This is a genomic window from Acinetobacter rudis (genome assembly GCF_031157835.1).
GTDB classification, from domain to species: domain Bacteria; phylum Pseudomonadota; class Gammaproteobacteria; order Pseudomonadales; family Moraxellaceae; genus Acinetobacter; species Acinetobacter rudis_A.
This window is the reverse complement of the sequence record NZ_JAVIDR010000007.1, coordinates 110,981-134,871: the sequence shown is the minus strand read 5'-3', so window position 1 is coordinate 134,871 and position 23,891 is coordinate 110,981. Positions and strand designations below refer to the sequence as shown.

The window sequence follows — 23,891 nt, the reverse complement described above, 5'->3', positions numbered from 1 at the left end:
ATGACACAACCAACTCAGCAACGTACACAAATTTCACAATCAATCATGATCGGTGGCGTTGTTACACTTGTGGCGCTCATTGCAGCAATACTTTTATGGTCGAATAAACCCACTGAGCAACAAAAGGACATAGCTTCAACACCAGAGACTCAAGCCAAAGATGATCATGATGAGGGGCAAGAATTAGCACTTACATCAAAACAGATGGCTGAACAGGGAGTTAAATTAGCTGTAGTTGCTATGGGGAATGTTCAGCAAATAGAGAGTTACCCTGCAAAATTAATGGTTAATACAGATCGTCAGGCTCATGTGTCATCAAGTTTTAGTGGGCGTGTAGAGGCTGTGCATGTCAACTTAGGGCAAACTGTAAAGAAAGGGCAGGCATTAGCGACACTTCGAGTACCTGATTTGGTGGATCAACAAGCCAATTTACGTATTGCTGAGGCCAATTTGACCCTAACACAACAAGATTATCAACGTGAACAAAGCTTGTGGTCGCAAGGTATTTCGGCAAAGCAAGACTATCAACGTGCTTATAATGCTTATCAACAGGCTCAAGTCCAAGTTCAGGCTGCGCGCTCGCGCTTAGCTGCTTTTGGGGTGGGTGGTAATAGTCATGGTCAATATGTATTAACAGCACCGATAGGAGGTGTAGTCAGCTCCAAAGATATTGTGATTGGTGAAAATGTACAATTGGCTAGCCAATTATTTGTCATAGACCAACTTGACCAGCTTTGGTTGGAATTTGTATTACCAACTGATTATTTATCAAGAATTTCCCCAAACCAAGAGTTAGAGTTTAAGTCATTACAGACGGGGAATCGTTTTAAAGTACGTGTGCAAACATTAAATGCTCAGGCAGATGAACAAACAGGACGTTTACTGGTACGTGCTCAGGTACTCTCACAAGCAGCAGAACTGCGTCCAAACTTGATGGTGAATATTGAGTTACAGCAGACACAGCAAAGTCAGGTTATACGTGTATTAAAGTCAGCAGTGCAACAGGTTGAAGGTCAGGATAGTATTTTCATTGCTCAACCCCATGGTGACAAAATTGAGTTTATGCCGCAAACCGTCAGCTTGGGTGCTTTATCTACAGATGGTCAGTGGGTTGAGGTAAAGCAAGGGTTAAAAATAGGTCAATCTTATGTTGGTGAAGGAAGCTTTCTACTTAAATCGGAACTAGAGAAAGGGGAGGCAGATCATGGGCATTGATTTAAAACAAAAAAATGAAAGTCTAGCTCTACCTCCAGCAGAAGGTTTGTTTGACCGCATTATCCAATTTTCAATTAAAAATGCTATTTGGGTCATGCTGTTTGTTGTGGCTTGGATTGGTGTAGGAATATGGAGTTATCAAAAGTTACCAATTGATGCTGTGCCTGATATTACTAATGTACAGGTACAAATTAATACTCAAGCAGCTGGCTTTACTGCTTTAGAGGTGGAACAACGTATTACATATCCGATTGAGACTGCGATGGCTGGAATGCCAAAACTTGAACAAACTCGCTCGATTTCACGATATGGCTTGTCTCAAATCACGGTAATTTTTAAGGATGGGACGGATATATATTGGGCTCGGCAAATGATTAATCAGCGTTTGCAAGAAGCCAAAAGCCAATTACCTGATGATATTAATCCGACTATGTCGCCTATTTCGACAGGACTTGGAGAAATTTACCAATGGGTGGTGAAAGCAGAACCTAATGCAAAGAAAGCAGATGGGAGTGCATATACATCTATGGATTTACGCGAAATACAAGACTGGATTGTACGTCCGCAGTTACAGCGCGTAGAGGGTGTGGCAGAGGTTAATAGTATTGGTGGTTATAATAAAACCTATGTGGTAGCGCCTGATCTCAAGCGATTACAGCAATTACAAATTCCATTGACTGATTTGCAAACAGCCTTGACTGAAAATAATGAAAACCGTGGTGCGGGTTTTATTGAAACTAATGGTCAACAGTTGACCGTGCGTGTACCGGGTATTTTGCAAACTGTTGCTGATATTGAAAACGTTACCATCGCCAATAAAAATGCTTTTCCTGTGCGAGTAAAGGATGTTGCGAATGTTTCAATAGGGCATGACTTAAGAACAGGGGCAGCCACTTATAATGGTGAAGAAACTGTGCTTGGCATCGTCATGATGATGATGGGGGAAAATAGTCGAAAAGTTGCACGTGCTGTAGATGGTAAAATTGCAGAGATTCAGAAATCTTTACCTAAGGGGATTGTGATTGAAACGGTATATGATCGTACTCATTTGGTTGAGCGCGCGATTGCCACAGTACAAAAGAATCTCCTTGAAGGTGCGATCCTTGTAATCATTATTTTGTTTTTATTTCTAGGCAATTTCCGTGCAGCTTTAATTACGGCCTGCGTTATTCCGCTCTCCATGTTGTTTACACTCAGTGGCATGGCACAGCAGGGTATTAGTGCTAACTTGATGAGTTTAGGAGCATTGGACTTCGGTATTATTGTTGATGGTGCGGTTGTAATTGTGGAAAACTGCATTCGTCGTTTAGCCGAATATCAGCATCAAGTAGGGCGACATCTTACACGTGAAGAGCGCTTAAGAGAGGTTTTCTTAGCAGCGAAACAAGCACGGCGTCCATTGATTTTTGGTCAGTTAATCATCATGGTGGTGTACTTGCCAATTTTTGCATTAACTGGTGTTGAGGCGAAGCTTTTTCATCCTATGGCGGCAACTGTCGTTTTTGCCTTATTGGGTGCAATTATATTGTCTATCACCTTTGTGCCGGCTGCGGTGGCAATGTTTGTCACGGGTGAGGTGAAAGAAAAAGAAAGTAAGTGGATGCTATGGTTAAAGCAACGTTACCAAACATTATTAGATGTTGCTTATCAGTTTAAGTATTTGATGTTAACAATTGCATTGGGTGTTTTATTTTTAACAGCATTACTGACCACACGGATTGGAAGTGAGTTTGCACCACAGCTCAGTGAGGGCGATTTTGCAGTACAACAAATGCGTTCTCCGAGTACTGGATTACAACAATCCTTAAAGATGCAAAAAAATACTGAAAAATTGCTTCTAAAACAATTTCCTGAAATTAAAGCAATTTTTGCACGTACAGGTACAGCTGAGGTTGCTACTGATGTTATGCCTCCAAATATTTCAGATGGTTTTATTTTGTTGAAGCCGAAGCAAGAGTGGCCAGATCAAAAAGAAACAGTTGATCAGTTACGTGTTCGTATGCAGACATTTTTAGAAGGGTTGTCTGGAAATAATAGTGAATTTTCTCAACCGATTGAACTACGTTTTAATGAGCTTATTTCGGGGGTACGTAGCGATTTAGGGGTTAAAATTTTTGGTGATGATATGGATATCCTTGGTCGTGAGGCACAGCGTATAGCCAAGGAAATTCAAAATGTGAGTGGTGCAACAGCAGTAAATATTGAACAAACCAATGGTTTGCCATTATTGAATGTAGAGGTTAATCAACAACTCGCATCACAGTATGGTCTATCTGTACGTTCAATCCAAGACTTAGTTGCAGCAAGTGTGGGTGGTCAAAGTGTTGGGCAAATTTTGCAGGGCGATCGACGTTTTGACTTTGTGATTCGTTTAGATGATGTACAGCGCACACCACAGCATTTAGAGATATTACCCATTCAACTGCCTAATGGCGGTTTAATTCAGTTAAAAGATGTGGCAAAGGTTGAGACGATTCTTGGGCTTAATCAGGTCAGTCGTGAAAACGGCAAGCGTCGTATGGTTGTGACTGCAAATGTTGAAGGCCGTGATTTGGGTTCTTTTGTTAGTGAGATTCAAACAAAATTGAATGCCCAAGCACTGCCAGAAGGGTATTGGTTAGAGTACGGTGGCCAGTTTGAAAATATGGCCTCAGCAACAGCACGTATGCAATTGGTTATACCACTTGCGCTGCTTACGATTTTTATTTTACTTATGGCTGTTTTTCATAATATTAAAGACAGTTTGCTGGTTTTTACAGGTGTACCTTTTGCGCTGTGTGGTGGCCTAGTTGCTTTGTGGCTAAGAGGAATTCCTTTATCAATGTCTGCAGGTGTTGGCTTTATTGCACTCTCTGGTGTGGCTGTGTTGAATGGCTTGGTGATGCTGACTTTTATTAAAGAGTTGCGGGAAAGCATGGGTATTCATCAAGCAACATGGAATGGTGCTGTGCTTCGATTGCGCCCAGTTTTAATGACAGCTTGTGTCGCATCTCTAGGCTTTATACCTATGGCTTTAGCAACAGGGACAGGGGCTGAGGTACAACGTCCTTTAGCAACTGTGGTTATTGGTGGGATTGTATCTTCAACTATACTGACGTTGATTTTATTGCCAGTATTGTATCGTTGGATGAATGTTCGATCGGAAACTACAGTATAAGTGGCTTAAATATGGTTGTGCGCATGGGTGTTTTGATTGCACTCATGTTGCATTTCCATGCATTACTTTTGTGTGTGGCTGCGCTTTTGATATGAAAGGCGAGTGTTCAACATATAAAGGAGCTTTTTAACAGCTCCTTTATACTTTCTATCATTATTGAATATGCCATTCGTGGTGGCATTCTCTACATTTCCAATCTTTATTACTATTCATAAAAGCTTGCATTGAAATTTTGAAATTTGGTAGATCACGCCAGAACATAATGCCGGCCAGTACACAGATCACAAAAGTAATAACTGTGGCGATTTGTACAGTTGAGCCAGCACCATTACCAAAGATCCACATTGCAATACTCACTAACACGAGGAAGAGTAAAATAAAAAGTGCAGGGATCAGAATAACAAGACTTTTTGGTATTACTGGTCGTACCGCAGGTGTGTTAGCGCTTGCAACAGGCATGACTTTAGGGCTTTGACATTTAGGGCAACGATATTGCATTACAACTCCGATACTAAAAAGACGATTGAATAGAGGTTAAGAGATGACTTATTTTGAATTGTACTACTGTATCATTTTTATGGGTGCTTAGAAAAAACATAATAAAAAAGCCACTGTGATAAATCAAACAGTGGCTTTTTTGAATCTGGCGTCCCTACGGGGATTCGAACCCCGGTTACCGCCGTGAAAGGGCGATGTCCTAGGCCTCTAGACGATAGGGACGGATCGAGGCAGACAACAAGATTGGGGATGGTGGAGCCAAGCAGGATCGAACTGCTGACCTCTACAATGCCATTGTAGCGCTCTACCAACTGAGCTATGACCCCAGTCTGTGTGTGAGCGCAATATTAGGATGATTGCGCTTACACGTCAATAAAAAAATTAATTAACTTTCATCGTTTGCATCATTTTTCGGCAATTTTAAGCTTTCGTTGAGTTTTTCCCAAACTTTAAGCTCTTTTTTGCTCGGACCACCAACAATATCAAGGGCATGACGTAAACGTGCAAAACATAAATCAGGACCAATTGTGACCATGGACTGCATGACAGGTGTTGAGCTGGTTGAGCCTGCAATTGCAATAAAGAAGCTTGGCATGAAGTCGCGTAACTTAATTTCCATTTGTTCTGCGAGTTGCATTAGTGTTTGGCTGACTGAATCATTGTTCCAAGTCATCAAGCTTTCTAAACGCCAAATAGCAAATTGTAGACTTTGACGTACTTGTTCATCACTGAGCTTTTTACTAATAAATTGTTCTTTTTCAATTTTTGGAAATTGATTGAAATAGAAACCAGCCCAATTAACAGCTTCAGAGAGCAACTGAATACGCGGTTGAATTGCAGCAGCAATATCTTCGAGTGTTTTACGATCTGCTTTCCATGTTAAGAGACGGTCAAGCAATTGGCTTGGTGTTAAGCCTTTGATCCATTGGCCATTGAGCCAATTTAGTTTTTCAACATCAAAAATTGGCCCACCGAGTGATACGCGTTGAATATCGAAGTGTTCAATCATATCGTTTAGTGTGAACTGTTCGCGTTCATCAGGCATAGACCATCCCATGCGGCCTAAGTAGTTAAGCAACGCTTCAGGGAAGACACCAATATCACGGTAATAGTTGATTGATGTTGGGTTTTTACGTTTTGATAGTTTTGATTTATCTGGGTTACGTAGTAGTGGCATGTGGCACAGTACAGGCATATCCCAACCAAAATATTGATAGAGTAATTGGTGTTTAGGTGCTGATGGGATCCATTCTTCACCACGAATGACATGTGTAATTTCCATTAAGTGGTCATCGACAACATTCGCTAAATGATACGTTGGTAGGCCATCGGTTTTAAGCAAAATTTGCATATCAACCTGAGCCCAAGGAATTTCCACTTCACCACGAAGAAGGTCGTTGAATTTACAAATACCTTCTTGTGGTACTTTCATACGAATAACATGGGCATCACCAGCAGCAAGACGTCGTTGTACTTCTTCTGCGCTGAGGTTTAGACCACGGCCATCATATCGTGGAGTTTCACCACGTGCTTGTTGTTCGGCACGCATTTGATCAAGCTCTTCAGGTGTAGCAAAACAGTAAAAAGCATGACCTTTTTCTACGAGCTCTAATGCATATTCTTTATAAATTTGCATACGTTCAGATTGGCGGTAAGGGGCGTGAGGGCCACCAATATCAGGGCCTTCAGACCAATTTAGACCTAGCCAACGTAGTGAATCTAAAATCATTTTTTCAGATTCTGGTGTTGAACGTAATTGATCTGTATCTTCAATACGAAGAATAAATTCACCACCATGCTGTTTAGCAAAGCATAAGTTGAACAAAGCGATATAAGCAGTACCTACATGAGGAAAACCAGTAGGAGACGGGGCGATACGAGTACGAACAGTCATGGTTATGGAAAATCTATATTTGAAATTATAGTTATTATAACGAAAAAACCCGATCGTTTAAGGCTTTAACTAAGCGATTACGATCGGGCTGAAAAAAATTACTTTAAAAATTGCTGGTAACAAATGAATCAAGAGCCTTGAGAAGGAAAAATGCTCTGTAATAATTTGCTAAACTGTTGGTTTTGTTCAGCAAGAAAATGCTGAGCAGGCTCTTTTTGAGTTGAAGTAAATGCTTTTACTTTTAACTTATCATTTGTAACTGAAGATGCTTTATTTTCATCTCGTTTAAGCTGTTCAAGTGCTTTTTCAATTGGAGATGGCTGTTTACCTGCATTTAGTGTAACAACAGGAGCTGTACTTTTAATACTCGCTGCTTGTAGGTGCTGTAATGCAAATAGATTTATACCAATAAATAGTAATTTGAAAAATTGAGTTCCCATGCTAATCCCCTTCATCATTTTTATTTTTGCCAGCAATTCGACAGTTATTCGGCCAGTTGAGACCTAGGAAAAAACAAAACTTTAGCAAAGACGGTATTGTATCACCGAATGTTTATCTATTGTATGAAATGTTTATATGGATTGAATGCAAAATTACATTAATCCGATCAACGGCCAAGTATCCATATTATTTACTTGGTGTAATTTGATCATATTACCACCGAATGTGGAGCTTGTTAGCATTAATTGTAATAACAATGCGAAAAATTGTGCTAATTAAAAATAAGCAGTATTATTTGTGAATATTTTTATGTAACTCCATGATTTTAAATACAAAAAAATAATAATGGTGATTGGGTGATGGAATTGGCAACAATTGTTGGTGGTGTGTGCTATTTAAAGTTAATGGCTGCTGTAGTAGTTTTGAACATAATCAAGATAACACAGCATTTTATATGCATTAGGTCAATATTAGGTCATGAAAAGTTTAAAAGTGAGCAGCAAGTTTAAATTGCTATTGGGTGGCTTATTACTCGCAACAGGATTAACGACAGCGGTTGAATCACAAGCAGCTGAGCGTGAGTTCCTGAATGTTTCCTATGATGCAACACGTGAGTTTTATGACGAATTTAATAAGTCATTTGGCAACTACTGGAAACAAAAAACAGGTATTGATGTCAAATTTAAACAGTCACACGGTGGCTCTGGCAAACAAGCACGCTCTGTTGTAGATGGTTTGAAGGGTGATGTGGTGACTTTAGCCTTGGCAAACGATATTGAAGAAATCGTGAAGTCTGGTCAGATTAATGCAAACTGGCAGAAACAGTTCCCATATAACTCTGCACCATATACATCAACGATTGTTTTTATGGTACGTAAAGGTAACCCGAAAAAAATTCAAGATTGGTCTGATCTCACTCGTCCAGGGGTACAAATTATTACACCAAACCCTAAAACAGGTGGATTACCGCGTTGGGTATATTTATCAGCATGGGGCTATGCTTTGAAACAACCAGGGGGTAATGAAGCAACCGCTCGTCAGTTTGTGACTAAGTTATACCAAAATGTCAAAGTGATGGACCCAGCAGCGCGAGCGTCTATGACCACTTTTGCTGAGCGTGGCATTGGTGATGTGCTACTGACTTGGGAAAATGAAGCACTGGTTACACGTAAAGCTTTGGGTGCAAATAAGTTTGATATTGTATATCCATCAATTTCAATTTTAACTGAACCCTCTGTGGCTATAGTGAACAAAACGGTTGAGAAGAATGGTAATAAATGGTTAGCACTGGGCTATATTAACTATCTTTACTCACCACTAGGGCAAGATATGGCAGCACGTCATTATTACCGTCCACGCAATGTTGAAATTTTAAATAAATATTCCGCACAGTTCCCTAAACTAAAAACATTTACCATTGATGAGGTATTTGGTGGCTGGGGTAATGCACAAAAAGTTCACTTCTCAAATGGTGGTGTCTTTGATCAGATCTATAGTAATAAACGTTAATTATTCCGAAATAGATCAGTTGATTTTGTGATATGTTTCACATGGCCCCATGAATATGGGGCTTTTTTATGCAAGGAGTTGTAAAATCAGCTTTTATCTGTACAAAATCATATTTTCCTACAAAAAGACGTTTGGAGCTTTGTGTAAACAAGGTGATAATAGTGGGCTGTATTTTAATTAAATAGAATGTGAAAAGATGTCCCATATTTCTGTATTACTACATGAAACTGTTGATGCTTTACTTGCAGGTCGCAATACAGGAGTTTATATAGACGGGACCTTTGGTCGAGGTGGCCATAGCCGTTTGTTATTGTCCAAATTAGATCAAAATTCAAAAGTATATGCATTTGATAAAGATCCACAGGCTTTGGCTGTTGCCGCAGAGTTGGAACAAGAAGACGCTCGCTTTAAAATTATTCATGCCAGTTTTGCTGATTTAGAACAAGAAATGATTGCAGTAGGGCTTACGCAAGTCGATGGCATTATGGCGGATTTGGGGGTTTCTTCACCGCAAATTGATCAGGCTGAACGTGGTTTTAGTTTTATGCATGATGGTCCATTGGATATGCGCATGGATAACTCTCAAGGGCTAACAGCTGCAGAGTGGTTGGTTGAAGTAGATGAAACTCACTTGGCTAATGTGATTTATCAGTATGGTGAAGAACGCTATAGTCGTCGTATTGCAAAAGCAATTAAAAATGCAGGCCATATGACAACAACAGGTCAATTGGCTGAGGTTGTCAAAGCAGCCCACCCGAAGTGGGAAAAACACAAACATCCTGCAACACGTACTTTCCAAGCTATTCGTATTGAAATAAATAAAGAATTAGAAGACATTCAATTATTTTTACCACAAGCTGTAAGTTTGCTAAAATCTCAAGCACGTTTAGCAGTCATTAGTTTCCATTCTCTTGAAGATCGAATGATTAAACAATTTATCCAAAAAGAATCAACAAAAGCAGAAGATGAGGGTTGGGGATTACCACAACAAACACCTGATACTCGTCGTTTGAAAAAAATTGATCGGATTAAAGCGAGTAATGAGGAAGTCCAAGCCAACCCACGTTCTCGTAGTGCGTGGTTAAGAGTAGCGGAACGCTTAACATACTAAAAGGCAGAGCATGAAACCTGAAAAAGAAGTGGTGCAGCCCCACGATTTATTAATTAAGAAAGTCTTTGTTTTTGCATGCTTGCTTATTTTGGTGCTGGCCAGTGCCTTTATGGTGGTATTGCAAGTATATAGTTATCGTCAAGACTATTCAGGTTATAACGATGTAGTGCGTGAAAAAGAAAATCTAAATGCAGAGTGGGGGCGTCTTTTAATTGAAAAGGAAACCTTTGGTGCAACAGCACAAATTGGCACACGAGCGGTAACCCAGTTGCGAATGTACTCTCCACCCGCAGCACAAACCATCGTAATTTCATTGGCAAACGCAAAAGATCAAAAGCAATAAGGCATCTGGCATGGTAGATAAGCAAAGAAAGCCAATACGTAAGGCAAAGCAGTCAATTTCCGTTAAACCTACGCTTGAATTTGATTTGTGGCGTTTTTATTTTATGTGGTTTGTAGTGCTTGCCTGTTTTATTGGGCTGGTTGGTCGTGCTTTTTATGTGCAGGTTATCAATAAGGATTTCCTGCAGAATAAGGCCAATGCCAATATTTTAAGAACAGAAAAATTAAAAGCCATGCGTGGTGTAATTTATGATCGCAATGGTGTGCCGTTAGCGATTAGTACGCCAATTATGAAGGTAGTAATTGATCCACGTGATTATTTTGATACCAAACAAACTTTTGAAGAGGTAAGTGCGGACTTACTGAAACAGCCCAATAGTAGCAAATTAAAATATCAGTTACCTAAGAAAAATTTAAACCTAGATGAATTGGCAGATGCAGTTGGTATTGATCGGGCTGAATTGAAAAAGAGTTTATATGAGCGGCCTCGTTCACGTTATTTGGTTTTAAAAAAGGAAGTACCGCCTGCACAAGCTGATTTGATTTCATCGCGTAATTTTGCTGGTGTATATGCTGAGAAAGCTTATAAAAGATACTATCCTCAGCCACAGGCCAATGCACAGATTATTGGCATGACCAATAGTGAAGGGACAGGGATTGAAGGTTTAGAAATGCAGCTCAATGAGCGCCTATCTGGTACAGATGGGGCGCAAACCATTGTAAGAGACAAGCATGGAAATCGGTTAAAAAGTCCTGAAGTTATTAAACAGGTGACACCTGGTGAAGATATTCATTTAAGTATTGATTCACGCTTACAGTATATTTTGTATCGTGAATTGACAGCAGTGGGTGTAACCAATAATGCACGTTCAGCATCAGCAATTGCTGTAGATGTAAAAACGGGTGAAATTTTGGCTATGGGAAGTTGGCCATCTTATAATCCAAATGATAAAGATGGTTTAAATAATAAAGATGCGATGCGTAACCGTGGTGCGGTGGATATGTTTGAACCTGGTTCAACCATGAAACCATTTACTGTGGCGGCAGCTTTGGAAAGTGGAAAATACACACCAAACACCGTGATTGTAACGAGCCCAGGTAGTATGCGTATTGGTAATCACACGATTCGTGATACACATAACTATGGTTCACTCACAGTGACAGGGGTCATTATTAAGTCATCCAACGTTGGTTCTGCAAAAATTGCTTTATCAATGCCGTATTCAACATTACCAACATTCTTTAAACGATTGGGCTTTGGCCAGCGTTCCGCTGTAAGATTTCCAGGTGAAAGTGCGGGCTTAATTTTGCCACCAAGCAAATGGAATGTTTCAGAAGTCGGAACCATGGCTTATGGTTATGGTCTTAATGCGACAATCTTACAATTGGCCCAAGGTTATGCAGTATTAGCTAACCATGGTGTAAAACATGATTTAAGTCTTTATAAGTTAAATCAACAACCCAAAGGCGAACAGATTATTTCAGCGAAAATTGCTGATGATGTATTAATGATGTTGGAACAGGTCACCATGCCAGGGGGGACTGCAAAACAAGCAGTTATTCCAGGATATCGTGTTGGTGGTAAGACAGGTACAGCACATAAACTACGTCCTGATCATCGTGGGTATTCTCAAACAGAATATCGAGCACTTTTTGCTGGTGTAGCACCTATTAGTGATCCACGCTTAGCGATTATTGTGGTCGTAGAAAATCCACGTGGTCAATATTATGGTGGTTTGGTCGCGGCTCCAGTATTTGCCAAAATTATGCAAGAGTCCTTAAGACTACTTGATGTGCCTTTAGATAAGCCACTTGCGACAGTGACTGCTGCAAAATAAATTTGAGATAGATATGAATTTTTTAGAAATACAAGCGGTTGAAGCACCATTGCCATGGATGCATTCGGCATTTAAAGGTTTTTGTCTAGATAGTCGTCAGCTACAAGCAGGGCAAATATTTATCGCACTTAACAGTTATGCGCATACAGATCGTGCATATCAGTTTGCTCAAGATGCTCTAGCGCATGGTGCAATTGGCGTAATCAGCGAAACAGCTTTGGATATATCAGAAAGTTGGGTTTGTCCAGATGTACGTCAACGAATGGGCATTTGGCAACGCCAATATCTAACAATGGCTGAGCCTGAGCTTGCGGCTGCACGTATTTTAGCGGTGACGGGCACCAATGGTAAAACAACAATTTCTCGATTGGTTGCGGAACTATTGACCTTGTCTGGTCAAGCCTGTGCGGTCATGGGTACAACAGGAAATGGCATCTTACCTGAGCTTGAAGCTTCTAGTCATACCACACTTGATGCAATCCATTTACAGAATGCATTACATCAATATGCGCAGCAAGGTGCAAAATTTGCAGCAATTGAGGCGAGTTCGCATGGTCTTGAACAGGGGCGTTTGTCAGGTTGTGATATAGAAATAGCTGCATATAGTAACTTGAGTCGTGACCATCTTGATTATCATGGAACACTTGAAGCTTATGCTGAAGCCAAGGCACAGTTATTTGCTTTTAAAAGCCTAAAAGTTGCAGTGATTAATGCAGATGATGCATATGCAAATGTCATGTTAGATGCGATTAGTCATAATCCATCACATGTAAAAGTCTTAACATATTCTACACGCCAATCTGCTGACTATCAGGTCTTTGCAATTCAATATAGTTTAGATGGCGTAAGCTTCCATTTGAAAACACGAGAAGCTGAATACCAAGTTCATAGCCCATTGTTAGGCCATTTTAATATTGAGAACCTCATAGCAAGTCTCATTATGGTGGAGCAGGCAGGTTATGATTTAGCTGAATTAATACGTCTTGTGCCAAAGTTACAGGGTGCGCCTGGACGGATGCAAGTCATTCGTGATGCTGAACGCCTATTTGTCGTTGATTATGCTCATACTCCTGATGCATTAACTCAGGTTTTGAATACATTAAAACGCCATGTAAATCATCGTCTATGGGCAATTTTTGGTTGTGGTGGTGACCGTGACCGAGGCAAGCGTCCATTAATGAGCCAAGCAGCATTGGCTGTTGCGGATCAATTGATTTTAACTTCAGATAACCCTCGTACTGAAGATCCAGCTCAGATTTTTGCAGATATGAAGCAAGGTATTAATTTTTCTGGACACGATGTTGAGGAAATTCATGACCGCCGTGCAGCAATTAAATATGCCGTAAAACATGCTCAAGCAGGTGATATTGTGGTAATTGCAGGTAAGGGGCATGAAAACTACCAAGAAATCGATGGTGTACGTCATTGGTTTGATGATGTGGTGGAAGTGCGTGGCGCACTAGATCACAGCAATGGTTCTACTCATTCATATCCAGCACTCTAGGAGCTAGCATGCATACTTCGACGACAAGTACTGTGGCTTTAGTGCCTTGGTCGGCGCAACAATTAGAACAAGCGACGCAAGGTAGATGGTATTTAGATCGAATACCGAGTCACCCCATTAAACGTATATTGACAGATTCTCGCCATGCGGAAGCAGGTGATGCTTTTTTAGCGCTCAAAGGTGAGCGTTTCGATGCACGTAATTTTGTACCACAGGTCGCTAAACAAGGCTGTCAAGTTGCGATTGTGAGCGAACCAATTGAAAATCTTGATATTTGTCAATTGATTGTGGCCGATACGCGTTTAGCCTTGGGGCATTTGGGTGCTTATCGTCGTCGTGAGTATCCGCAATTAAAAGTGATTGCCCTTACTGGCAGTAGTGGTAAAACCACTGTTAAGGAAATGTTAGGCAGTATTTTGTCACGCTGTGCCCCTACTTTGGTTACACGGGGCAATTTGAATAATGATCTTGGCGTACCGATGATGCTACTTGAGCTGAATGCTGATCATCAATACGCAGTAATGGAGCTTGGTGCTAGTCATGCCGGTGAGATCGATTATACCGCACAGATGGTACAACCACATGTTGCAGGGATTTTGAATATTGGCACAGCACATCTAGGTGAGTTTGGTGGGCGCGATGGAATTTGTCGTGCAAAGTCTGAAATATATGCACATATCCAAGCGAATGGTACTGCAATTGTGCCTGCAGCAGATGATTATACAGCTCAAATCACCGAAGCAGTTGTAAGCAAACAACGTCTGAGTTTTGGTGAAGGCGGAGATGTTTATGCTTCTGATATTGAACTTCTCGCTCAATCTTCTCGTTTTGTCTTGCATACACCAGTGGGTCATCGTCAGTTAGAATTACCTTTTGCTGGTTTACATAACGTGCATAATGCTGAAGCAGCTACTGCATTTGCTTTAGCAATTGGAGTTGGTTTAGAACAAATTATTGATGGTTTAGTCGCTGCAAAAAATGCGCAAGGGCGATTAAACTTTATTTATAAAAGAAATACACTTTTCATCGACGATACTTATAATGCTAATCCAAGCTCAATGCGTGCAGCAGCTCAAGTTCTGACTCAACAAGCCGGATTTAAAGTGATGGTGATGGGAGATATTGGTGAACTCGGTGATGCATCAGAACAAGAGCATCATGATTTAGGCCGAGATATCTCAACTTTGGCTTTAGATGCTGTAATTGCTGTTGGGGCTTATGCCATACAAACAGCAGCTGGTGCCGCATCAAATTCTGCACAGAACAATATACATGCCTTTGCAACACAGGCGGATGCTTTAAAGTATTTAATACAATTAATTGACCAGCATCAACACCAACAGATGAGTTTCTTGTTCAAAGGATCTCGTTTTACCCATATGGAAACGTTGATGACTGATCTGATGGAGAAATTTTAATGCTGTTATGGTTATTTGAACAACTCTCGGGCTATAACAGTTCGTTTCAGGTAGTTCGATATTTAACACTACGCTCATTACTTAGTGTATTGACCGCGCTAATCATTGGTTTGGCACTGGGACCAATCATGATTCGCAAATTACACGCACTAAAATATGGTCAGGCTGTTAGTAGCTTCGCACCAGAAAATCATGCCAAAAAAATGGGCACACCAACTATGGGGGGCATTTTAATTTTGCTCTCTATTGGTTTGAGTACACTGCTTTGGGCGGATCTTTCAAATCCATATGTTTGGATTGTGTTATTTGTTATGGTGGTATTTGGTGCAGTAGGCTGGGCCGATGACTGGATTAAAGTACGTTATAAGGATAATGCTGGTTTGCCTGCGCGTAAGAAGTTCTTCTGGACTTCAGTCGGATCTTTAGCCGCTGGTATTGCGCTTTATGTGATTGCGAAGGGGCAACATAGTCCAGAGCATTCCTCAGATATGTTGGATCTACTGATTCCATTCTTTAAGAACCTCAGCATTCCATTGTCTGCAATACCAATGGGAATTGGCTTTATCTTGTTTACTTATTTGGTCATTAATGGTGGTTCCAATGCAGTGAACTTAACAGATGGTTTAGATGGCCTAGCCATTATGCCTGTTGTTTTAGTTGCTGCAGGTCTTGGTGTATTTGCTTACTTGGCTGGTGATCTCCGTTTTGCTGAATATTTACATATTCCATATGTACGTTATGCTTCAGAGCTTGTGGTGATTTGTGCAGCTATGGTGGGTGCTGGTTTAGCCTTCCTTTGGTATAACGCTCATCCTGCGCAAGTCTTCATGGGGGATGTAGGTGCATTGGCCCTTGGTGCAATGCTTGGAACGATTGCCGTTATGGTACGCCAAGAGATTGTTTTTGCGATCATGGGCGGTGTGTTTGTGGTAGAGGCAATTTCTGTATTCTTACAAATTGGTTCTTTGCGAACTCGAAACAAACGTGTGTTTTTAATGGCACCTTTACACCATCATTATGAGAAAAAAGGCTGGCGTGAAACACAAGTTGTAATCCGTTTTTGGATTATTACCATTATATTAGTTGTTTTGGGTCTAATGACGTTAAAATTACGTTAATCAAATCCATTAAAAAAGTCGGCATTTGCCGACTTTTTTAATGGATAAAAATATCGATTTTGTGGAGTAAAACATGAATTTACTGATGTGCCCTATTTGTGATTCGGCATTACAACAGGAAGGTAAACGTTGGTACTGTGAGCATAATCATAGTTATGATGTGGCGAAGCAGGGCTATGTTAATTTACATGTTGTACAACACAAACATAGTAAGCAGCCAGGTGATACTCCTCAATCGGTTGAAGCGCGCCGTGCATTTCTATCTGCTGGTTTTTACGCACCTTTGCAACAAGCAGTTGTACAACGATTACATCAGCTGCGTGTAGAAAACTTACTCGATATTGGTTGTGGTGAGGGCTACTATACCAGTGCTATGCAAGCTGAGGTGATGCAGTGTGTGGCTGTGGATATTGCTAAAAATGCAGTGCAGATTGCGGCAAAGCTTAATTCAAAAGTGACTTGGGTGGTGGCTACTGGTGCTGTTTTGCCTGTATTAGATGAGTGTATAGATGTATGTAGTAGCTTGTTTAGTCCTATTCCAGAAGCAGAAATTTTGCGTGTACTGAAGCCTAAGGGGTACTTATTGGTAGTTACACCTGCAACAGACCACCTCTATGCTATGCGTGAAGCTCTATTTGATCAGGTGAGCCCACATCAACCAGAGAAATTTATTGCACAGTTACAAGATAACTTTGATTTGGTTGAACAACAGGTGATTGATGCTGACTTGCATTTGAATCAACAACAACTTGGACAGCTGATTGCGATGACACCATATGCTTACAAAGCAAAGGCAGAAAGACGTGAAGCGCTACAGCAACGTGATATGTTAGATGTCAAAGCAAGCTTTCAGCTTTATTTATTCCAGAAGAAGTAAGTGTCTTCTGTGTATTGATTGTTTTCAGTGCCATGTTGTATCTCAAACGCATGGCACTGATGTACTGTTATTTTACAAAGAACAATCGCTGATTAGTTCATAACACGCAACACTACAATTCCTGGTTTTGACTTCATATATTCGAGAAAAGGCGTGTCTACAACTTGATTGTTTTTAGCTAAAGATGAGGCATTGCGATAAAAAACTTGTCGATTCTTTTTAATGACAATACCTGTATGTGACACATCCAATCCACTTATTGGAGAGTAGATACCGATTAAATCACCATTTCTTAGATTATCAAGCAGCTGCTGATGAATTGCTTGTCCAGGTATATAGGTAATTGTACGGGGAATTGCTCCAAGTCCTTTGATATACTCACTACCATCCTCTTTTTGGTTTAATACTTTTTCTACAGTAATGGCATCTGAGCTTAACGTGGAGGTGATATCTACTGCATTCTGTGGCGAGCTTGCATACCAATCAGTGAAAAAATGCTTGCGGTTATAGTAAGTTACATCTGAATTTTTATATCGTACATTAATGAGTGCATGTTCAAAAGAAGATTCATCATGTGATTTTGTCAGTGCAACAACATAATCAAGGTAAGTAAAACAATCAACAGCATCAAGATTAATCACCAGAATTTCTTGTTGGTCTGGTCCGCCCACGAGTGTGTTGGCAAGATAAGGAGTCCCGAGGAAAGGGGCTGAAACACGATCAATTAAATCTCCAGAATTTAAGTGAGTGTTTGGTTTGACCTCATGTTCGATAATCTTATTAATTTTTTCTTTAGAGTGCTCGCTAGTCAGGGTCGAGTAGTGAGTATTTTTATCTGAAGGACAACCAGCCAACAAGCATGTAATTATTGCTATTATTGGTCGTTTTTTCATTTTTTATTTCCAAGGTTTTTGTTGTGATGTTATTCATAGTGTAATTTAAATTAATAATCAATAAAAATTTTTAGCTTTAGAAAAGAACGCCCAGTAGTAGGTAAGGATCAAATTTAATTATAAATAAGTACAGCAAGACACTGCCAGAATATCTAATTTTTAGAAGGGGTTAATGAGAGAAAGATAAATTTACAACGGTATTAAAAGATGAACAATTTTTCATAATAAAAGCTCATCATGAATTTAGCTCATTTTTTTGTGAAATTAACTCGTTTTTATTGGTGTCGTGATTCGGGTATAAATCTCAACATCGCTCTTAGATATAAACAGTTTGATCATTGATCTGCAGTTGAGCCAAGAGGCACAGCGTTAAAACTGACATTAGGCTTGACTGGGAGAACCAGAAAGCAATTGGAAAGAGTAGTTAATAAATTTAGGTTTTATCTCAGAAATTAGGGTAGAGATCACAATGAGTAATGAGTTTACATGCTCGGTTAAGAGCATTAGTTTCGATGAAAATTATCATCCTGCGGATAGCACACGTCTTACGACTAACTTTGCCAATTTGGCTCGAGGAGAAAGTCGTCAAGAGAACTTGCGTAATACGCTTAAGATGATGAACAATCGTTTCAATGACTTAGCTCATTGGGATAATCCTAATGCAGATCGTTATGCAATTGAGCTTGAAATTATTTCTGTAGATATGGACATTGAAGGTAAGGGTGAAACCTTTCCTATTATTGAAATTTTAAAAACAAATATTATTGATCATAAGAATGACCAACGTATTGAAGGTATTGTTGGCAATAGTTTCTCTTCTTATGTTCGAGATTACGATTTTAGTGTGTTGCTTTTGGAACACAATAAAGATCAGGCAAAATTTAGCCTTCCAGAAAATTTTGGTGATTTACATGGCAAGCTGTTTAAGTACTTTGTAAATTCCGATGCTTATAAAGCAAACTTTACGAAGGCTCCTGTAATTTGCCTCAGTGTTTCAAGCAGTAAGACTTATCACCGCACTGAAAATGTACACCCGATTTTAGGTGTTGAATACCAACAGAATGAGTTTTCTTCAACAGATCAATATTTTGGCAAAATGGGCTTAGAAGTTCGCTACTTTATGCCTGCAAATAGTGTTGCACCACTGGCATTTTATTTCCGTGGAGATTTGCTTGCAGATTACACGAACTTGGAACTCATTGGTGCAATTAGCACAATGGAAACCTTTCAAAAGATTTATCGTCCCGAAATTTACAATGCCAATGCAGCAGCAGGTAAGTGCTATCAACCGAGTTTGAAGAACTCTGATTATTCACTTACTCAAATTGTTTACGATCGAGAAGAACGCAGCCAGTTAGCGGTTAAGCAAGGCAAGTTCACTGAAGAGAGCTTTATCAAGCCATACCAAAATGTTTTGGAACAGTGGGCAGCGACTTACGCACTTTAATTAACCTAAAGATAAAAGATTATTGAATATGAAAATATTGTTACCAACTTCAACCGCTGGCAGCCTACCAAAACCTTCATGGCTTGCAGAGCCTGAAAAACTATGGTCTCCATGGAAGCTGCAAGATGAGCAATTGATTGACGGCAAGCAAGATGCTTTACGTTTGGCACTACATGAACAACAGCAAGCTGGCATTGATATTGTGAGTGATGGTGAGCAAACTCGTCAGCATTTTGTCACAACATTTATTGAGCACTTGAGCGGTGTTGATTTTGAAAAACGTGAGACGGTACGAATCCGTAATCGTTATGATGCAAGTGTCCCTACAGTCGTTGGTGAGGTAGCTCGTCAAAAGCCAGTATTCGTTGAAGATGCTAAATTTTTGCGTTCACTTACTGATCAACCCATAAAGTGGGCTTTGCCTGGCCCAATGACGATGATTGATACGCTTTATGACAATCACTATAAGAGCCGTGAAAAACTTGCTTGGGAATTTGCCAAAATTTTAAACCAAGAAGCGAAAGAGTTAGAAGCAGCAGGCGTTGATATTATTCAATTCGATGAACCAGCATTTAATGTATTCTTTGATGAAGTAAATGATTGGGGCGTTGCAACGCTAGAGCGCGCTCTTGAAGGTCTAAAATGCGAAACAGCTGTACATATTTGTTATGGCTACGGTATTAAGGCAAATACTGATTGGAAAAAGACTTTAGGCTCAGAATGGCGTCAATATGAAGAGGCTTTTCCAAAGCTACAAGCATCGAATATTGATATTGTTTCACTAGAATGCCAAAACTCTCGTGTTCCAATGGATTTGATTGAGCTTATTCGTGGCAAGAAAGTTATGGTTGGTGCTATTGATGTAGCAAGCAACACAATTGAAACTGCCGAAGAGGTAGCCAATACGCTACGTAAAGCACTGCAATTTGTCGATGCAGATAAACTTTATCCATCTACAAACTGCGGTATGGCGCCTTTATCTCGCCAAGTGGCAAGAGCTAAGCTTAATGCACTCAGTGCAGGTGCTGAGATTATTCGACAAGAACTAGCAGGTTAAGCTGCTGTTATTGGTGATGTAAAGAGGGTTGGTCCGTTTGTGCTATTGAAAAATAGAGTTCAAACAACTGACCCTTATTTTATGAAGATCAATGTTGGTTCTATTTAGAACGCAGATCGAGATGTACTTTTGTAGAAAGATAGCGCATAGCCGAGGATAATGCACAAGTACATTCAGTTTAGGAATAAAGTGATGGTAGATGCTACAGACTTTAAAAATGCAATGTCTTCATTAACCAGTGCGGTTAATGTTGTAACGACAACTGGGGAGACTGGCAGCCATGGATTCACAGCGTCTGCTGTGTGTAGTGTCACAGATACACCTCCAACTTTATTGGTCTGTATGAATAAATCTTCCCGATCACATCACCATTTTGTAGAAAATAAGATTTTAACAGTAAATGTGTTAGCCGCGCAGCATCAGCATATTTCAAATGTTTTTGCATCGAAAATGAGTTCAGAACAGCGCTTTGAACATGGAACCTGGACTACACTCGAAACAGGTGCACCAGTACTCAAAGATGCTTTAGTGAGCTTTGACTGTCATATTGAACAGATTCAAGAAGTTGGAACACATACGATTTTTATTTGTCCTATTGTTGCAATACAACAAAATCAACAAGAACAAAGTTTGGTGTATTTTAATCGTGCTTATCATCATGTGGGTGTAGAACAGTTGGAACTCGCTTAAACGTGTGTAATATTCATTCGTAGACAATGTTACATGAATAATAATTTTCTTAAGTGTCATGCTACACCGACAACGCCATAAAAAAGCCAGCATTTGCTGGCTTTTTTATGGGTAAATTTTTCCTTTTCTCAATATTGATTATTGAATTTCATTAATCAAGTTTTCAAGTGAGTCAGGTTTACGCGTTGGGGTACTGTTATTGCCACTATTTGCTGGACGAGTTGTAATGCTCGTAGTGGTATGTGTTGTTGTAGTGGTACTGGTGTTATTACGAACCACTGGTTTTGGTGCTGTTGGAGCAGGTAAGTCTGCAAAGTCGTTTGAAGGATTACGTGGTGGTGTCACTGGAGCAGGACGATACAGTGGACGAGCGAGAGGCGGTGAAGTACGGTATTCATCTTTTTGTCCTTCAATAACCTGTTGCTGAGGATGACCACGTTCTTCACGCGTTAATGGTGCTTTAGCGTTGACATCTAGGCTAACCCAAGCTGAAGGTGTACCTTTTAAAGCTTGGTCCATATAGTTAATCCAGATCGGTAAAGCTGCAATACCACCATATTCACGACGACCCAATGTTGTTGGTCGGTCAAAACCAACCCATGTTACAGTCACTAATTTACCGTTAAAGCCGGCAAACCAAGCATCTTTTGCGTCGTTGGTTGTACCAGTTTTACCTGCAATATCATCACGACCAATCTTAAGTGCCGCACGACCTGTACCGTGTACAATTACATCACGGAGGATGTTGGCCATGTCAAATGCAGAACTCGACTTAATGATCCGTTGTGCTTGGCGATATTGGCTCTTCTCTTCTTTAGTCAACTGACGATTTGTTGTAACCACTGCGGAAGCTGGTGCAGATGCTGGTTTGTTTTCCTGTATCACTTCATCGTCAGGTGTTGCACCGCTCGCACTCTCGGCATCTTTTTTCACTGCTGCATCTTGAGCAATACATTGAATACACGCATATTCAGGCTTGGCTTGATAAATGACTTTACCATATGCATCTTCAATTTTATTAATGAAGTAAGGTTGAACGCGATACCCACCATTGGCAATTGCGGCATAGCCAGTTGCCATTTGGATTGGTAGTACTTGCGGTGTACCTAAAGCAATTGTGTAGTTACGTGGAATACGATCTTCTTGTAAACCAAAGTCCATGAATAATTGGCGAGTACGTTCAATACCCACGTCTTGAAGTAGACGTACAGATACAGTATTACGTGATAAATACAAGGCACGACGTAAAGGAATCATCCCTAAATAACGGCCATCCGCATTTTTAGGTGACCAACCACCAATGGTAATCGGGCTATCATTTAGCATGGTATAAGGTGTCATGCCGCGTTCTAGAGCCAATGTATAAACAAATGGCTTGATAATCGAACCTGGTTGACGCCAACCTTGAATGGCACGGTTAAATTTAGATTGGTGGAAATTATAACCGCCAACAATAGCGACAATTGATCCATCATTTGGATTGATAGAAATTAACTGTCCTTGTACATTCGGTACTTGCACCAAAGCCCATGATGTTTGTTCAGCATTTGGGCGTAGGCGAATAATATCTTTTACTTTTACAATTTGTGAGGCATTGCTTGGAGCACCACCGACACTATTTGCATTAATATAACGACGAGCCCAAGACATTCCAGACCATGCAACAGTAACGGTTTTACCATTTTGCATTAAGGCTTCAAAGCTATTGCTATTTACCTTAACCACCTTAGCTGGGAAAGTGTTGGCATATGGATAGAATTCTTCTAGTGGTTTGTCATGTGCCTCAGCACCACGCCAACCATGACGAATATCATAAGCTTCTAAGCCCTTACGTACCGATTCTTCAGCGTATTCCTGACGTTTTGAGTCAATAGTTGTATATACTTTATACCCAGAATCGATCGCTTGTTCCCCAAATTTGTCGATCATTTCAGCGCGAACCATTTCCCCTACATAAAGGAAACGGTTGTTGACACTGCGATCGGGCATATCTAGGTTAATCGGTTCAGCAACTGCTTTTTGGTATTCGGTTTGATTAATATAACCTAACTGTAGCATACGCCCTAAAATCCAATTACGACGTTCTAATGCTCGCTCTGGATTTACCACTGGGTTGTATTTTGATGGTGCTTTAGGGAGACCTGCGATCATCGCCATTTGGGCAATGCTGAGCTCATTTAAGTTTTTGTTATAGTAAATCTTGGCTGCTGCAGCAATACCATAAGCATTTTTACCTAAGAAAATTTTATTTACATATAAAGATAAAATTTCTGGCTTAGTTAGGTTTTGTTCAATTTTACGTGCCAAAAATACTTCTGTAAGTTTACGCTTTAATGTTCTTTCAGGGCTTAGATAATAGTTCTTTGCAACCTGCATGGTGATGGTTGAACCACCTGTTTGCACATCAGAGCCAGATAAGCTTTCACTTAATGCACGTCCCAAGCTTTTAAAGCTAATACCACTGTGTTCAAAAAATGATGAATCTTCAGCGGCAAGGAAGGCATGAATAAAGTGTGGTGGTATTTGTTCATATTCAACTGGAACTGACAATTTACCGCCAAACTCAGAAATTAATTGATTATCAGCACTGTAAACTTGCAGAGGTTTAATCAATGGCGCTTTTTTTAACGATTTCATATCAGGGAGCGATGGAGCGATGTAAAGATACATCCCATAAAAGCCCATAGGAATCGCAATCAACAAGATGATGATCAGCAAAAAAAACGGATGGACTGAACCTGAACTGGATAGCTTTTTCATAACAAGTAAGTTTTAATATGAGCTCTTGGCAAGCATAATTGCTGGTCAGTATAACTTCTCATCTAATTGATTGTTAGATGAAGATGCCAGTCTAAGATAAAAATAAGACCAACAGCTTTGCG

Annotated in this window: 18 protein-coding genes and 2 tRNA genes; 13 read left to right on the top strand and 7 right to left on the bottom strand. The window is 40.1% G+C overall.

Going from position 1 to position 23,891, the window contains the following annotated elements:
* Complete coding sequence (locus RFH42_RS08910) at positions 1–1,215, top strand: efflux RND transporter periplasmic adaptor subunit (RefSeq protein WP_308975232.1); 1,215 nt, start codon at positions 1–3, stop codon at positions 1,213–1,215.
* Positions 1,205–4,372, top strand: coding sequence for an efflux RND transporter permease subunit (locus RFH42_RS08905; RefSeq protein ID WP_308975231.1), 3,168 nt, complete (start codon positions 1,205–1,207; stop codon positions 4,370–4,372). The genes RFH42_RS08910 and RFH42_RS08905 overlap by 11 nt, the downstream gene beginning before the upstream one ends.
* Before the next feature lie 153 nt (positions 4,373–4,525).
* Here the strand turns inward: RFH42_RS08905 and RFH42_RS08900 are convergent, their stop codons facing one another.
* From RFH42_RS08900 to RFH42_RS08880, 5 genes are all read right to left on the bottom strand, one after another.
* Positions 4,526–4,870, bottom strand: coding sequence for a hypothetical protein (locus RFH42_RS08900; RefSeq protein WP_308975230.1), 345 nt, complete (start codon positions 4,868–4,870; stop codon positions 4,526–4,528).
* Between the two features lie 146 nt (positions 4,871–5,016).
* Positions 5,017–5,092, bottom strand: a tRNA-Glu gene (locus RFH42_RS08895).
* Between the two features lie 28 nt (positions 5,093–5,120).
* A tRNA-Ala gene (locus tag RFH42_RS08890) sits at positions 5,121–5,196 on the bottom strand.
* 59 nt (positions 5,197–5,255) lie between these two features.
* The gene (gltX, locus tag RFH42_RS08885) at positions 5,256–6,764 is read right to left on the bottom strand and encodes a glutamate--tRNA ligase (protein WP_308975229.1); all 1,509 of its coding nucleotides are present in this window, start codon (positions 6,762–6,764) and stop codon (positions 5,256–5,258) included.
* A 128-nt stretch (positions 6,765–6,892) separates the two neighbouring features.
* Positions 6,893–7,204, bottom strand: a complete 312-nt coding sequence (locus tag RFH42_RS08880) for a DUF4179 domain-containing protein (protein ID WP_308975228.1) — start codon at positions 7,202–7,204, stop codon at positions 6,893–6,895.
* A 478-nt stretch (positions 7,205–7,682) separates the two neighbouring features.
* Between RFH42_RS08880 and RFH42_RS08875 the strand changes: the two genes are divergently transcribed.
* The 8 genes from RFH42_RS08875 (at position 7,683) to RFH42_RS08840 (ending at position 16,922) form a co-directional block, all read left to right on the top strand.
* A complete protein-coding gene (locus RFH42_RS08875) occupies positions 7,683–8,714 on the top strand; it encodes a sulfate ABC transporter substrate-binding protein (RefSeq protein ID WP_308975227.1) in 1,032 nt (343 codons plus the stop codon).
* Between the two features lie 196 nt (positions 8,715–8,910).
* Complete coding sequence (gene rsmH, locus RFH42_RS08870) at positions 8,911–9,825, top strand: 16S rRNA (cytosine(1402)-N(4))-methyltransferase RsmH (protein WP_308975226.1); 915 nt, start codon at positions 8,911–8,913, stop codon at positions 9,823–9,825.
* A gap of 10 nt (positions 9,826–9,835) precedes the next feature.
* Positions 9,836–10,168 (top strand): cell division protein FtsL, encoded by a 333-nt coding sequence (gene ftsL, locus RFH42_RS08865; RefSeq protein ID WP_308975225.1) that lies wholly within the window; start codon positions 9,836–9,838, stop codon positions 10,166–10,168.
* 10 nt (positions 10,169–10,178) lie between these two features.
* Complete coding sequence (gene ftsI, locus RFH42_RS08860) at positions 10,179–12,005, top strand: penicillin-binding protein PBP3 (protein WP_308975224.1); 1,827 nt, start codon at positions 10,179–10,181, stop codon at positions 12,003–12,005.
* Positions 12,006–12,018: 13 nt separating this feature from the next.
* Complete coding sequence (locus RFH42_RS08855; RefSeq protein ID WP_308975223.1) at positions 12,019–13,509, top strand: UDP-N-acetylmuramoyl-L-alanyl-D-glutamate--2,6-diaminopimelate ligase; 1,491 nt, start codon at positions 12,019–12,021, stop codon at positions 13,507–13,509.
* A gap of 8 nt (positions 13,510–13,517) precedes the next feature.
* Positions 13,518–14,927 (top strand): UDP-N-acetylmuramoyl-tripeptide--D-alanyl-D-alanine ligase, encoded by a 1,410-nt coding sequence (locus RFH42_RS08850; protein WP_308975222.1) that lies wholly within the window; start codon positions 13,518–13,520, stop codon positions 14,925–14,927.
* On the top strand, positions 14,927–16,045 hold the full coding sequence (mraY, locus tag RFH42_RS08845) for a phospho-N-acetylmuramoyl-pentapeptide-transferase (protein ID WP_308975221.1): 1,119 nt from the start codon (positions 14,927–14,929) through the stop codon (positions 16,043–16,045). Before RFH42_RS08850 ends, mraY begins: the two co-directional genes overlap by 1 nt.
* A gap of 73 nt (positions 16,046–16,118) precedes the next feature.
* A complete protein-coding gene (locus RFH42_RS08840) occupies positions 16,119–16,922 on the top strand; it encodes a putative RNA methyltransferase (protein ID WP_308975220.1) in 804 nt (267 codons plus the stop codon).
* Positions 16,923–17,014: 92 nt separating this feature from the next.
* Here the strand turns inward: RFH42_RS08840 and RFH42_RS08835 are convergent, their stop codons facing one another.
* Positions 17,015–17,815, bottom strand: coding sequence for a DUF1460 domain-containing protein (locus RFH42_RS08835; protein WP_308975219.1), 801 nt, complete (start codon positions 17,813–17,815; stop codon positions 17,015–17,017).
* 469 nt (positions 17,816–18,284) lie between these two features.
* Between RFH42_RS08835 and RFH42_RS08830 the strand changes: the two genes are divergently transcribed.
* From RFH42_RS08830 to RFH42_RS08820, 3 genes are all read left to right on the top strand, one after another.
* Positions 18,285–19,262: a DUF1852 domain-containing protein gene (locus RFH42_RS08830; protein WP_308975218.1), complete on the top strand. Its 978-nt coding sequence runs from the start codon at positions 18,285–18,287 to the stop codon at positions 19,260–19,262.
* A 28-nt stretch (positions 19,263–19,290) separates the two neighbouring features.
* Positions 19,291–20,319, top strand: a complete 1,029-nt coding sequence (locus tag RFH42_RS08825; protein ID WP_308975217.1) for a methionine synthase — start codon at positions 19,291–19,293, stop codon at positions 20,317–20,319.
* 192 nt (positions 20,320–20,511) lie between these two features.
* Entirely contained in the window at positions 20,512–21,009 is a 498-nt protein-coding gene (locus RFH42_RS08820; protein WP_308975216.1) for a flavin reductase, read from the top strand.
* A gap of 138 nt (positions 21,010–21,147) precedes the next feature.
* Here the strand turns inward: RFH42_RS08820 and ponA are convergent, their stop codons facing one another.
* The gene (gene ponA / locus RFH42_RS08815; protein WP_308975215.1) at positions 21,148–23,769 is read right to left on the bottom strand and encodes a penicillin-binding protein PBP1a; all 2,622 of its coding nucleotides are present in this window, start codon (positions 23,767–23,769) and stop codon (positions 21,148–21,150) included.
* Positions 23,770–23,891: the final 122 nt, after the last annotated feature.

Excerpts from the sequence above, each read along its gene's own strand:
- RFH42_RS08910 (WP_308975232.1), top strand. The coding sequence starts at position 1 with ATGACACAACCAACTCAGCAACGTACACAAATTTCACAATCAATCATG.
- RFH42_RS08905 (WP_308975231.1), top strand. The coding sequence starts at position 1,205 with ATGGGCATTGATTTAAAACAAAAAAATGAAAGTCTAGCTCTACCTCCA.
- RFH42_RS08900 (WP_308975230.1), bottom strand. The coding sequence starts at position 4,870 with ATGCAATATCGTTGCCCTAAATGTCAAAGCCCTAAAGTCATGCCTGTT.
- gltX (WP_308975229.1), bottom strand. The coding sequence starts at position 6,764 with ATGACTGTTCGTACTCGTATCGCCCCGTCTCCTACTGGTTTTCCTCAT.
- RFH42_RS08880 (WP_308975228.1), bottom strand. The coding sequence starts at position 7,204 with ATGGGAACTCAATTTTTCAAATTACTATTTATTGGTATAAATCTATTT.
- RFH42_RS08875 (WP_308975227.1), top strand. The coding sequence starts at position 7,683 with ATGAAAAGTTTAAAAGTGAGCAGCAAGTTTAAATTGCTATTGGGTGGC.
- rsmH (WP_308975226.1), top strand. The coding sequence starts at position 8,911 with ATGTCCCATATTTCTGTATTACTACATGAAACTGTTGATGCTTTACTT.
- ftsL (WP_308975225.1), top strand. The coding sequence starts at position 9,836 with ATGAAACCTGAAAAAGAAGTGGTGCAGCCCCACGATTTATTAATTAAG.
- ftsI (WP_308975224.1), top strand. The coding sequence starts at position 10,179 with ATGGTAGATAAGCAAAGAAAGCCAATACGTAAGGCAAAGCAGTCAATT.
- RFH42_RS08855 (WP_308975223.1), top strand. The coding sequence starts at position 12,019 with ATGAATTTTTTAGAAATACAAGCGGTTGAAGCACCATTGCCATGGATG.
- RFH42_RS08850 (WP_308975222.1), top strand. The coding sequence starts at position 13,518 with ATGCATACTTCGACGACAAGTACTGTGGCTTTAGTGCCTTGGTCGGCG.
- mraY (WP_308975221.1), top strand. The coding sequence starts at position 14,927 with ATGCTGTTATGGTTATTTGAACAACTCTCGGGCTATAACAGTTCGTTT.
- RFH42_RS08840 (WP_308975220.1), top strand. The coding sequence starts at position 16,119 with ATGAATTTACTGATGTGCCCTATTTGTGATTCGGCATTACAACAGGAA.
- RFH42_RS08835 (WP_308975219.1), bottom strand. The coding sequence starts at position 17,815 with ATGAAAAAACGACCAATAATAGCAATAATTACATGCTTGTTGGCTGGT.
- RFH42_RS08830 (WP_308975218.1), top strand. The coding sequence starts at position 18,285 with ATGAGTAATGAGTTTACATGCTCGGTTAAGAGCATTAGTTTCGATGAA.
- RFH42_RS08825 (WP_308975217.1), top strand. The coding sequence starts at position 19,291 with ATGAAAATATTGTTACCAACTTCAACCGCTGGCAGCCTACCAAAACCT.
- RFH42_RS08820 (WP_308975216.1), top strand. The coding sequence starts at position 20,512 with ATGGTAGATGCTACAGACTTTAAAAATGCAATGTCTTCATTAACCAGT.
- ponA (WP_308975215.1), bottom strand. The coding sequence starts at position 23,769 with ATGAAAAAGCTATCCAGTTCAGGTTCAGTCCATCCGTTTTTTTTGCTG.